Here is a 13,168-nt window from a genome sequence, read left to right as displayed (position 1 = left end):
GCCGGGAAGTTCAATTATTGTCTGATGATAGACTTATAGCATTGATTCAAGAGAATGATCTTGTGGCATTTGAACGTATCTATAACAAATATTGGTCAAAACTTTATCTTTCGGCATACAATATACTCAGGGATCGCCAGGTATCTGAAGATATTACCCAGGAGGTATTGGTAAACCTGTGGATGAAACGTGCTAATCTTCAGCTTACTTCTTTAAATGCTTATTTATATACTTCTGTTCGTTATCAGGTGTTTAATATTATTCGCTCCGGTAAAGTAAAGGCCGATCTTTTTAATCGATTAGAGGAGCTTTTTAGTAATAACGGCGGTGAAGATATCTTATCTGAAAAAGACATTAACCGTTTGCTGGAGCAGGGTATTGCCGAATTGCCTGAGAAATGTCGTCAAATATTTATTATGAGCCGTAAAGAGCATTTATCAACCAAAGAAATTGCCGAACGTTTAGGGATTGCACCCAAAACAGTTGAAAATCAATTAACCGTAGCCTTGAATCGTTTACGTAAAACATTGGGCGACTTTGTTTGCATAGCAGCTATTATGTTATGTGGCCGATGGTTCTGATATTTCTCTGCTGACACTGGATTTCATTTATCCTCTTCTTTTTAGTACAATTCTTTATTTGATTACCGAAAACTTCATGATTTGTTAATGATATAGAAATATTTCAAATTTCTTTGGGGGTATGGCCTGTCTTGAGGTACTTACATACAATAACTACCCAATGGAAAAAGAAATACTGTTAAACTTAATAAATAAATACCTCTCCAACCAAGCTACGGCAGAAGAGGAAAAGCTTTTGCTAAACTATTACGACGTACTCCAAAAAAATGAGTTGAAATGGGACGAACTTTTAATGGGAGATGAGAATATAGCTAAGGTTGAGCTTTATAGCAAAATATTATTGGAGATAAAAGCGCGTGAATCCGCACCTAAAAAAGTTGTTTTTCTAAGGAGGTGGTTTATAGCAGCATCTGTTACCTTTTTATTGATGGCTTCCGCTTCATTGGTTTTTTTCTTAAAGTATGATGGTTCTAATTTATTGACTAAAAATAAGAGCCATTCTTTAATTAAAAATGACATTGCTCCGGGAGGAAATAAAGCTTTATTAACTTTAGCCAACGGTTCTAAAATTATTTTAGATGATGCCGCAACTGGTGAATTGGCCAAACAATCAGGTGTAAAGGTCACTAAAGCAGCCAATGGTCAATTGGTTTATACTATTGAAAATTCATTATCTGGCTCAAAGTCTTCGGCTCAATTAGCATACAATACGATTGAAACCCCAAAAGGGGGGCAGTATCAGGTTAATTTACCTGATGGTTCAAAAGTTTGGTTAAATGCGAGTTCTTCACTCCGTTACCCAACAAATTTTATTGGCAATATACGTAACGTTGAATTAACCGGAGAGGCATATTTTGAAGTCGCTAAAAACGCAAATAAACCATTCAGGGTTGTAAGTAATAACCAGGTGGTTGAAGTATTAGGCACACACTTTAACATCAGTTCTTACGCCGATGAAACTTCAGTTAAAACTACTTTGTTAGAAGGTTCTGTTAAGGTATTATCTACCAGATCAAATCAATCCAAATTGTTAAAACCAGGTGAGCAATCCGATATTAATTACTCAAAAAATTCATTTTCAGTACAAGTGGTTAATACAGAAGAGGCGATTGCCTGGAAAAATGGCTATTTCCTTTTTGTTGACGAGGATCTGAAAAACGTGATGAGCAAGTTTGCCCGTTGGTATAATGTTGATGTGGAATACCAGGGCAATGTGGATAATTTAAGATTCGGGGGTATGGTGTCGCGTTCAAAAGGCTTAACCCAGGCATTGAAAATAATAGAACAAACCGGAAACGTTAAAATTAAAATTGAAGGAAGGAGAGTWATCATTATGCCGTGATAATTACATGCATTAAGGTAACCCGAAAAATAAACCGGAAGTGTTAGAGCACTTCCGGCTAAAAAGTCAGGGCTTACCATGAAATTAAATCTGTAGTCCAATTACACCTTAAACCCAAACAAGTTCAAATGTATGAAATGTTATGAAATAAGTTTATACAGAGTCCCCTGTATAAAAAATAAAGCTTTGTTGATTATGAAACTATCCATCATTTTGTTGGTAGCAACCATACTTCAGGCCAGTGCTTCAGGTTACGCACAAAAAATTACATTATCAGAAAAAAATGCTCCATTAGAAAAGGTTCTTAAAGAAATTAGGGAACAAAGCGGATATGATTTCTTCTATAATTCAACGTTGATTAAGCAGGCTAACCCGGTAAGTATTAGTGTTCTGAATACCGAATTAGAAGAAGTATTAAAACTGGCATTTACAGGTCAGCCGTTTATATATAGCATAAACGAAAAAACAATTATTATTAAATCGAAACCTTTTAGCCTACCGGCACAGTCAATAGCTGTAATAAAGGTTTCAGGTGTTGTTATTGATTCAAAAGGTCTTCCTTTACCAGGTGCAAGTGTGCGTATTAAAGGCACCAGTAAAGGCACTGTAACTGATAATGAAGGTAAATTTACTATTGAGGTCGATCTTAATAACACCCTTGTTGTATCATTTGCTGGTTTTATCACCAGAGAAATCGCTGTTACCGGAGTAATATCTCCCGTAACTATTCAATTAAAGGATGATAATACGGCACTTAATGAAGTTGTAGTAGTGGCTTATGGTCAGCAGAAGAAACTTACGATAACCGGCGCGGTTACTACGGTCAGTGTAGCAGATGTGACAACTCCAAACCGTTCTTTATCTAATGCATTGGCCGGTAAGGTGGCGGGCGTTATATCCATGCAGAGAAGTGGAGAACCTGGTTATGATAATGCATCATTTACCATTCGGGGCATTGGTACCTTTACAGGTAACTCAAATCCGCTTATTATTATAGACGGCGTACAACGGGATGATGTAAACAGTACCTATGGGGGGGCCTATAATAACATTGATCCCGAAGATATTCAAAGTATCTCTATACTGAAAGATGCTTCGTCAACAGCTTTATATGGTGCCAAAGGAGCCAATGGGGTTTTGATCATTACAACTAAAAGAGGTGTTGCAGGTAAGCCTAAAATTTCTTTTAAAACTGAAACATCCATGTCTGGCCTTACCAGAACCCCTAAAATGCTCGATGCGGTATCATGGATGACGTTACACAATGAGGCAACTACAAATGATGGTAGCCCCGCTGCATATTCTGAAGAAACAATACAAAAAACAGCGAGCGGCTTAGATCCATATCTGTATCCTAATGTTAACTGGATAAAATCTGTTTATAAGGATTGGGCCCCGGGCTATAATACCAACCTGAATGTTAGCGGTGGCGCTTCAACGGTAAGGTACTATGTTTCCGCTTCCTTTTACGATCAGGACGGAAGTTACAAAGTTACCAAGCAAAATGGTTATAACCCTAACCTTAACTTTAAAAGATATGATTTCAGATCTAACCTGGATATTGATTTAAGCAAAACCACTTTATTGTCAATGAATCTGGATGCCATGCTGGTGAGCAGTCGTTATCCTGGCTTATCTGCAGCAAGTATCTGGTATGAATCGTATTTAACACCACCTAATGCCTTTCCAATACAATATCCGGGTGGTGTGTGGGCAGGCCCGTATAATAACGGTGGCTCCAACCCGGTAAATGATATTCAAAACTCAGGCTATAATAGTGAGTTTCGTCCCACTATCCAGTCTGTTTTTTCCATTAATCAAAAATTAAATGCGATCACCAACGGCCTGAGTGCTATGGCAAGGTTTTCATTTGACTCTTATAGCGAGAATGATAACGGCAGAACCGGCACAAATGATCTTTTCTTAGCCACATCAAGAGATCCGCAGGGTAATTTGGTATTGGGACAGTCGAGGTACGGGAGCCAGTTTTTGGGTTATACGCAATCATCCTCTGCCGAAAAAACCATGTACCTGGAAACAAATATTAATTATGATCAGTCTTTTGGTAAACACCACGTTGGCGGCTTGCTTTTATATAATATGCGATCAAGGGTGGTGAGTTCAGCAGGGAGTGTTATTGGCTCTATTCCTTATAACAATCAAGGTTTGGCAGCCAGGGTCACTTACGGTTATGCTGACAGGTATTTATTGGAGCTTAACGCCGGCTATACCGGTTCAGAAAATTTTGAACCGGGTAAAAAATTCGGATTTTTCCCTTCTGTTTCTACAGCCTGGGTGATTTCCAGGGAATCTTTTTTTAAGGATCTGGGCTTTGCAAAGACATTTAATCTGCTTAAAATAAGAGGCTCTCACGGCCTTGTGGGTAATGACCAGATCGGTTCTTACCTTGGTCTCAGCAGGTTTCCTTACATTAATCAATATGGCCCCGGCGGATCTGTTGGTTTAGGACTTAATGGAACCATATATAATGGAACTAAAGAAACCATAATTGGGGTAGAGAACCTTACCTGGGAAAAATCAACTAAAGACAATATCGGGTTAGAAATCGGGCTGTTCAATAAATTGAATATTACGATTGATGCTTATAAAGAGAGAAGAACCAATATTTTAGTTCAACGCAGTTCATTATCCGGAATACTGGGTGTTAGCGGAGCCGTATTTGCCAATCTGGGTGAAATGAATAACCATGGTATTGAGGGCAATATTGAATATAATGATAATATAGGTAATGTATCCCTGCGTCTGTACGGCAATTTTACTTATAATAATAACAAAATAGTGCAGCAGGACGAACCTAAGCAACTGTATGCCTATCAACAATCAACCGGCCGTAAATATGGCGATAACCTGATGTATGTTGCTCAAGGCTTATTTACATCTCAGGACGATGTTGATAAAAGTCCTACTCAATTTGGCGCAGTGTTAAAGCCTGGCGATATTAAATACAAAGATGTAAACGGCGATGGCGTAATAAATAGCTATGACAAAGTATACACAGGCAAATCTGATATCCCTACAATATTATATGGTACGGGTTTTACGGTTGGTTATAAAAAATTCGACCTTTCTCTCTTTTTTCAGGGAACCGGTAATGTAATTATTATGGCAAATGGTTCATCTATCACCGGTGCAGGCGCAGGTGGTGCTGGTATTGTACCGTTCACCGGTATGGGTACATATCCGTCTGGGATGCTTGCCAATCTTGAAAGCAGGTGGACTGTTGAAAATCCAAGCCAAAATGTAGACTACCCGCGGTTAGGCATTTCCAATCAAAATAGTAATAACTACCAACCCAGTACATGGTGGTCAAAAGATGCAAGTTTTGTTCGTTTAAAACAGGCAACGTTAGGGTATACTTTTAAACCACTGTTCCTTACAAAGGCGGGTATTAGCTCCATATATTTCTACTTAACAGGTCAAAATCTGTTAACCTTCTCCAAATTCAAACTTTGGGACCCTGAACTTGGCTCTAACGGTGCTGGCTACCCACCTGTAAGAATAATTGCTTTGGGGTTAAAAGCCGCGTTTTAAAATAATGGATTTAAATCAATTTTAAAGTATTTAAAATGTTCCAAATGAAAAAAAATATACTAATCATGGCTGTTGGGATATGGTTCCTGAGTGCCTGTTTATCTTCCTGTAATTATCTTAATAAAAAACCCGATAACCTGTTAACATCTGATTTGATTTGGAGTACCAGGGCTAATGCCGAATCGTACCTGTACAACATATATGGTTATATCGTACAAACCGATGGTGGCGATTTTAGTGGAATGGGAGCAAGTGATGAATCTTCTGTATCTATCCCGGGTACCGATGTAAGACAAATGGTTGTGGGTAACTGGAGTCCGGTAAATACCTATTTTGATCGTTGGAGTAACTATTACAGCGGGATCCGGTCTTCATTTATTTTTGAAGCTAATATTGATAAGGTTCCGGTCAGCCAGTTAAGTGTAACGCTAAAAAATCAATATAAAGCAGAAGCGCGGTTTTTACGCGGATGGTTTTACTGGCAATTAATAAAACAATTTGGCCCGGTTGTAAAAGTAACTGAACCATTAAGTTTAAATGATGATTTCAATAAGTATCCAAGATCATCTTTTGACGATTGTAAGGACTATGTTAACCAGTTGATGGATCAGGCATCGGTAAATTTACCAGCCCAATGGCCCTCAACCAGTAATTATGGCCGCCCAACTAAAGGTGCATGTTTGGCGGTAAAAGCACAACTTGCCTTATGGGCAGCAAGTCCTTTATGGAATGGTAATCCTGCGTTTTCCTCTTTTAAAAACCAGGACGGCACACAACTGGCACCCACAGTGTATGATGGCGGTAAATGGAAAATTGCAGCAGATGCTGCAAAGGCYGTAATTGATCTTGGTTCATATAAGTTATTTACCAATATTGATAACGGAGGCACCCAGTTTGACCCTTATTTATCTGTGAGAGATCTTTTCTTAACTAACTGGAACAGCGAAATCATATTTTCAAGAAATTCCTGGAGTTATTGGGGTTATACGAAATGCGTATCGCCGGGTCCTGGGGGCTATAGCATGTACAATGCTACCCAAAACGTTGTGGATGCATTTTATATGAATAATGGCAGAACCATTGATGACCCAATGTCTGGATACACAGCAACCAATTTTGCACAGAGTAATGGTAATAAATATTGGGAACATAGCAAGGGGCAATGGAATATGTATGCAAAYCGCGAACCCCGGTTTTATGCCTATATCCAATATAATGCCCGCCCGGTGCTACCTGCGCCAACTGTTGATGATAAAAACTTTTATTCGTCAACCGCTAATATTGATGGAACAGGCAGGGTAGAGTTTTATTATAATGGCAAAGCAGGTGCAAAGGCAAGTGGCGCCAGTAACAATATTACAGGGTATGATGTGCTGAAAAATGTAAACCCTGCCGATAACATAAGGCTGGATGCTGCCAATTACAGGCCTTTTATACTGATAAGGTATGCGGAAATATTGCTGGATTATGTAGAAGCTTTGAATGAATATGATCCATCTAATCAAAACATTGTCCTTTACCTTGATCAGATCAGGAGCAGAGCCGGTTTGCCCGGTATAGAAACTGTGTACCCTGGTGCTGTTGGAAATAAGGACGTAATGCGAAAATACATTTTACGGGAAAGACAAGTAGAACTGTGTTTTGAAAGCGACAGATACTATACCCTGGTGAGACGATTATTATTAGGTGCTGATGTAAATCAAACTATTTATGGCCTTAATGTAAATACGGACGATCAGGGCCAGGGGTTTTCGTTTACAGGTTTTTATAATAGAACGCTTTTTCAAAAAAGAGTATGGAACAATAAAATGTACCTGTTCCCGATTTCGCAATACCAAATAGACCGCGACAGGGCATTGGTGCAAAATCCGGGTTGGTAACGGAAGTTTTATTGACCTAAAAGCAATAAAGAATTTGTAAGAAATAAATAATTAACAAGTAATTATTCAAATGAAAACATTCATAAATATAATGGCAAAAAGTATAAATCAATACTTACCTGCCGGTGTGCTTTTTATAATGATCGCTTTTATAAGTTGTAAAAAAGAAAAATCCCCTGCACATAATTCCGATTCACCTATCAGCATTAATACATTACTTCCGGCGCAAGGTGGCGGGGGAACAGAAGTACTGATTACAGGTACTAATTTTTCAACTGACACATCGCAAATCGCTGTTACCCTGAATGGGTTAAAGCTTAAAATTATTGGTGCCAATACTACGCAAATGATTGTAGTGATTCCCAAAAAGGCGGGTTCGGGGCCTATTGTTGTAACTATAGGAAAAGGAACCGCAACAAGCACAAGTAATTTTACTTACCAATATACCAGAACCGTTACTACACTGGCAGGCTCTGGCAAAGCCGGCTTTGCCAATGGCCAGGGAACTGATGCCATGTTTGATTTTAGCAGTCAAGGCTGGTACAGGAGCAAGGGTATAGTTGTTGATGACAATTTTAATATTTACGTAGCTGATCCCGGTAATCATTGTATCAGAAAAATTGATACAGACGGTAATGTAACTACCCTTGCCGGTAATCCTCAGTTGGGTGGAGGTTATGCAGATGGTAAAGGGGGCGCGGCACAATTTTCGATACCTTATGACGTAACTGTTGATGCCCAGGGCAATGTATATTCTGTTGATCCTGGGAATTGGGATATCCGCAAAATAAGCCCTGATGGGACTGCTACTACCTGGGCATGGGCAAATCAGGAGCCCTGGAGCGTAGCTGTTGATAGAACTACCGGCTATGTTTATTATTGCGGTCTTCACAATCCGGGGAATATTTACCAGGTATCAGCGCAATGGACTACCAATCAAGTTGTGTCAGGGCTTAATAGTCCTGCAGGTATCGCATTTGATAAAACAGGTAATCTATATGCCTCAATTAGTGGAGATCAGGTTATCGAAAAATTCACAGCTGGCACATGGCACGGCAGCATTATTGCCGGGAAGTTAGGCGTTGCCGGTTATGTAAACGGGGGGGCTGCAGTAGCAACGTTTGCTAATCCATTTGGCATCGCGGTTGATAATAATAACAATATTTATGTAGCAGGTAACGGAACAGGCTATAGTAACAATCCCGACGAAAGTATCCGCTATATACAAGCCAAAACTTTTGACGTAAGCACATTTGCCGGAAGTGGTACTGCAGGTTACGCTGATGCAATTGGGGAATCTGCACTTTTTAGTGCGCCAGGTGGCGTTACTGTTGATAAAAATGGTACTGTGTATGTATTGGATAAGATCAATAACCGGATAAGGAAAATAGTTTCAGAATAAAGGCATTCCGCATACTGAAATTGCCTTTTATAATTAATGCTGTTAGATCTCCGATCATCTATCCCAACAAGTGTCTTTTTACTGTTCAGGAGCCAGTGTGCATGATAGTTTATAATTTGTATGGTACCTCGTAGCAGATGTGTTTCTGCTACGGGACTATACATTGCGCCCTTAAGTGTCAATAAACATTAGTAAATGAAAGGCAGCAAGTATTTCTTAATTAAAACAAATTGTAATGAAACTTTATATCAATATTTTGTTAATGTGTTTTTTTGCCATGCAAACCTTTGCCTGCAGCAAAAAAACTGCAGGCAATAATGTAATGCCTGTGGGTAATACCCATATTTATTATGTAGCCGTTAATGGAGCCGAGGCTAATACAGGTGCAATTAATGCTCCTTTCCAAACCATCAATACCGCGTTGAGCCATGCTGTGCCTGGTGATACCATTATGGTTAGAGGTGGTACTTATTATGAAAAAGTAGTGTTCCCCAAGTCGGGAATAATGGGTAAGTCGATTACAGTAAAAGCATACCCTGGCGAAAAGCCTGTGATAGATGGAAGCAAAATAATAGTTTCGGGCTGGATGTCGTTGGTTACGATAAGTAATGTAAGGTATATATCGCTGGATGGCTTTGATATCTGTAACCTTACAAGTGCAACTTTTAACACCGATCCTGAGGGTATAGCCATTAACGGCGACTCGCATGATATTACCATTAAAAACTGCAATATATATAACATAAAAAGCAATGCGTCATTGTCTGATTGGCGAAGCGGCCACGCTATATTGGTAATAGGTAATGGAGCCACAGCAATTAGCAACCTGGTTATTACCGGATGCACCGTGCATGATACCCAAACAGGGACAAGCGAAAATGTAACGTTGGCCGGCAATATAGATGGTTTCATTTTTAGTCATAATAAAGTATACGATACAGAAAACATCGGGATAATTGTTGCCGGTGGGGATAACCTCAATAAAGGTGGAGCAGTTGCTTCCAATTATGCCCGTAACGGGGTGATAAGCGATAATGAGTTTCACGATAATACCATGACCAGAACCCCCGAAACCTGGGGGCCAGATAGATATGGAGCCATTTCCATTTACGTTTGCGGTGGCGCTAACACCATTATCGAAAGAAACAAAGTGTACAACAGCGACCGCGGGATTGGACTGGTGAGCGAAAGCAACGTTTATGCAACCAAAACCACTATTGTAAGAAATAATTTTGTATATAACTGTTATCGTACCGGCATATACATGGGCGATTATTTAAACTATACATCCGGCGGAACTAAAAATTGTTCTGTGGTGAATAATACGTTGTATCAGAATGATAGGGTTGTAGGGGCATTTGGAGAGATAGAAGGGGAGATAAGGCTTACGGAGCATTGCGATAGCAACGTGATAAAGAACAATATTGTATATGCCAGGCCGGTTGATGTATTTATTCATAAGTACTCCTCAACAGGAAACAACAATATTATCGATAACAATTTATACTACACTACAGGTACACCGCAGTGGATCTGGAACAGCACCAATGGCACTCCATATACTAATTTAATTGCCTGGAGGGCAGCCAGCGGTAATGATGTTAATTCATCAAATGGTGCCAACCCTCTTTTGCGGAGCACATCACTTCCTGATCTTCACATACAATCATCCTCGCCTGCAAAAAATTCCGGACAGGTAATTTCCGCTGGTATAAATGGTACTACAGATATTGATGGGACTGCTCGTATTGTGAACAATAAAATAAGTAAGGGCGCACAGCAGTAAGGTTTTTCTTTAATTAAAACAAAAGATAATGAAACTTAATTTAAATGTTTTTTTAATGCTTGGTTTTGTTGCACAGGTATTTGGTTGCAGCAAAAAAAACACCAACGGCGTTGTAACACCCTCCGGTGGCGTTCATATCTATTATGTATCTGTAAATGGCTTAGAATCGAACAAGGGAACAATTGACGCTCCCTTTCAAACCATTAATACCGCGCTAAGCCATACAGTACCCGGTGATACCGTAATGGTAAGGGGTGGCGTATACAGTGAAAAAGTGGTATTCCCTAAGTCGGGCGTAATGGATAAGTACATTACGTTAAAGGCTTATCATGGCGAAAAACCTATTATTGATGGCAGTGCTTTTAATGTTAATGGCCGCGAGGCTCTGATAACCATTGATAAGGCTAAGTTTATAGTAGTGGATGGTTTTGAAATACGCAACCTTAAAACTGCAACCGGCGATCCCAAAGCCATTATGGTTGAAGGTGGCTCTGATTATATTACCATAAAAAATAACACTATATATGGAATTGATTACACCCAGCTTCCGCTTAATGGAGGAGGGAATGCCATACTGATCATTGGAAATACTACAGACCCGGTAACTAATATTACTGTTACCGGGAATACCATACATGATTGTAAAACCGGCTATGGTGAAAACCTAACTATTAACGGCTATGTTGACGGATTCACCATCAGCAACAATACCATATATAATGCCCAAAATATTGGCATTGACGCGGCCGGTGGTTATTCGGCCAATGCAGACCCTGCACTCAATTATGCCCGCAATGGCGTTATCAGCGGTAACACCCTCTATAATATTGAAAGCAAAAGGGGGCCGCTTGGCGGGCACGGCGCTATAGGTATTTATGTAGATGGCGGCAGAAATGTGGTAGTGGAAAAAAACAAGGTATCCGTTACAGACAGGGGGATTGGCGCGGTAAGCGAAACCAATGGGTTCCCTACCGATCATGTTACGGTAAGGAATAACCTGGTATTTAACTGCTGGTGTTCTGGTATTTATATGGGCGGGTATTTAAACTATACAGGTGGTGGCACAAGCAATTCGGCCATTGTGAATAATACCTTGTATAACAACAACCAGGCCCTGGGTGCTTTTGGCGAAATAGAAGGAGAGATCAGTATCAGGGAGGATTGTACCAATAATGTTATAAAAAATAACATTATTTATGGAGGAGCATCAGATATGTTTATTCATAAATATACTGCAAAAGGATCTGGTAATATCATCGATTACAATCTATACTACACAACAGGCGCTGCACAATGGACATGGAACGGTGTTTCCTATTCCGATTATAATTCATGGAAGACAGCCATTGGCGGCGATGCCAATTCAACAAATAACGTAGACCCTTTATTAATAAATATATCCAATCCTGATTTTCATTTGCAATCATCTTCAGTAGCCAAAAACAGCGGGCAGGTAATATCTGATGCGGTTAACGGTACTACTGATTTTGATGGTAACGGACGTATTGTAAATAAGCAAATAAGTAAAGGTGCTTTTCAATGATAAATCATCATGCTATAAATGGAATGTGCCCTCCTTGCCTCGGATTGAGGTTTCGAAATCCGGTGTTTTGGACTAAATAGATAATACTCATTGTTTTAATCTTGATTACAAAATGGAAAAGATTCCCACAATTAAAGAGATAGCTAAGCGCTTAAAAGTAAGTGCTTCAACAGTGTCCAGGGCCCTTCAAGGTCACCCGAGTATTGGCTTGGTGACCACTATGCGGGTTAATAAGGTGGCAAACGAATTAAATTATGAGCGGAATAAAACTGCTATATTTTTTAAGCAGCGAAAAACATTTACTATTGGTGTTATTCTTCCTGATTTTTCTGAAGCTTTTTTTTCTTCGGCACTTAGCGCGATAGAAGATTACGCCAGCAAAAAGAACTATAACGTTTTTATAGGGCAGTCATTAGAAAACCCCGATAAGGAAAAACGTATCCTGGAAACCATGAAAAACCATCGGTTAGATGGTATTATCATATCCATAAGCAAAAATACCACGGATTATGAAGTGTTTGACCAATTGAAAAAATATAATATCCCTGTTGTGTTTTTTGACCGTATTCCTGGTATAGAAGATATTCATTACTCGGCTTGTAATCTTCAATCGGGAATGTTACAGGCCATTGACTGTTTAATAGAAAAAGGCCATCGTAATATTGGGTTAATTAATGGTCCATCGCAACTGATTGCAAGTAAAGAGCGCCTGGATGCTTATAAAAAGGGGCTTAACGAGCATCAGATAGATATAAATACTCAACTGATTGTTTCTTCCGATTTGTCATCTGAGCAAAATTACCGAGCTATGCAGCAACTATTATCCTTAAAAGAAAGACCGACGGCTATCATTGCTTTTAATGATTATGTAGCACGTGACGCTATGTCTTTGATGAAAAACAACAATCTGGTTGTTAACCGCGATATAAGCTTTATTAGTTTTGCCAATTCACCTATTTGGAGCTTTATGGATAATTCGCCACTTGCCTCCATTGAACAATTTCCCCGAAAACAAGGTGTAAAAGCAGCAGAAATACTTTTCAATCTAATTGACCATCGCATTGACGAAGCACCATCAACTC

General features: G+C 39.4%; 8 protein-coding genes. All 8 read left to right on the top strand.

Translation table 11 applies throughout. The features are described 5' to 3' along the window. Positions 1–581: RNA polymerase sigma-70 factor (locus AC1DRQ_RS25765; protein WP_477428126.1), on the top strand; the 581-nt coding region annotated here is incomplete at its 5' end. Positions 582–741: 160 nt separating this feature from the next. Then, complete coding sequence (locus AC1DRQ_RS25760; protein WP_477428124.1) at positions 742–1,923, top strand: FecR family protein; 1,182 nt, start codon at positions 742–744, stop codon at positions 1,921–1,923. Between the two features lie 195 nt (positions 1,924–2,118). Further along, positions 2,119–5,475, top strand: a complete 3,357-nt coding sequence (locus AC1DRQ_RS25755; protein WP_477428122.1) for a TonB-dependent receptor — start codon at positions 2,119–2,121, stop codon at positions 5,473–5,475. A 44-nt stretch (positions 5,476–5,519) separates the two neighbouring features. Further along, the gene (locus AC1DRQ_RS25750) at positions 5,520–7,355 is read left to right on the top strand and encodes a RagB/SusD family nutrient uptake outer membrane protein (protein ID WP_477428120.1); all 1,836 of its coding nucleotides are present in this window, start codon (positions 5,520–5,522) and stop codon (positions 7,353–7,355) included. Between the two features lie 91 nt (positions 7,356–7,446). Next, positions 7,447–8,757, top strand: coding sequence for an IPT/TIG domain-containing protein (locus AC1DRQ_RS25745; RefSeq protein WP_477428118.1), 1,311 nt, complete (start codon positions 7,447–7,449; stop codon positions 8,755–8,757). Between the two features lie 235 nt (positions 8,758–8,992). Then, a complete protein-coding gene (locus AC1DRQ_RS25740; RefSeq protein WP_477428116.1) occupies positions 8,993–10,543 on the top strand; it encodes a right-handed parallel beta-helix repeat-containing protein in 1,551 nt (516 codons plus the stop codon). 28 nt (positions 10,544–10,571) lie between these two features. Next, positions 10,572–12,086 carry a right-handed parallel beta-helix repeat-containing protein gene (locus AC1DRQ_RS25735; protein ID WP_477428114.1) on the top strand — a complete coding sequence of 505 codons (1,515 nt, stop codon included), beginning with the start codon at positions 10,572–10,574 and terminating at the stop codon, positions 12,084–12,086. 112 nt (positions 12,087–12,198) lie between these two features. Beyond that, positions 12,199–13,168, top strand: a 970-nt coding sequence (locus AC1DRQ_RS25730; protein WP_477428112.1) for a LacI family DNA-binding transcriptional regulator, incomplete at its 3' end; no start/stop codon positions are given.

This window comes from Mucilaginibacter sp. P4_E8 (genome assembly GCF_056401495.1).
Note: the sequence above shows the minus strand (reverse complement) of the source record. Positions and strands in the feature narration are given on the sequence as shown.

Coding starts and splice junctions, on each gene's coding strand:
- AC1DRQ_RS25755 (WP_477428122.1), top strand. CDS start 2,119: ATGAAACTATCCATCATTTTGTTGGTAGCAACCATACTTCAGGCCAGT.
- AC1DRQ_RS25745 (WP_477428118.1), top strand. CDS start 7,447: ATGGCAAAAAGTATAAATCAATACTTACCTGCCGGTGTGCTTTTTATA.
- AC1DRQ_RS25740 (WP_477428116.1), top strand. CDS start 8,993: ATGAAACTTTATATCAATATTTTGTTAATGTGTTTTTTTGCCATGCAA.
- AC1DRQ_RS25735 (WP_477428114.1), top strand. CDS start 10,572: ATGAAACTTAATTTAAATGTTTTTTTAATGCTTGGTTTTGTTGCACAG.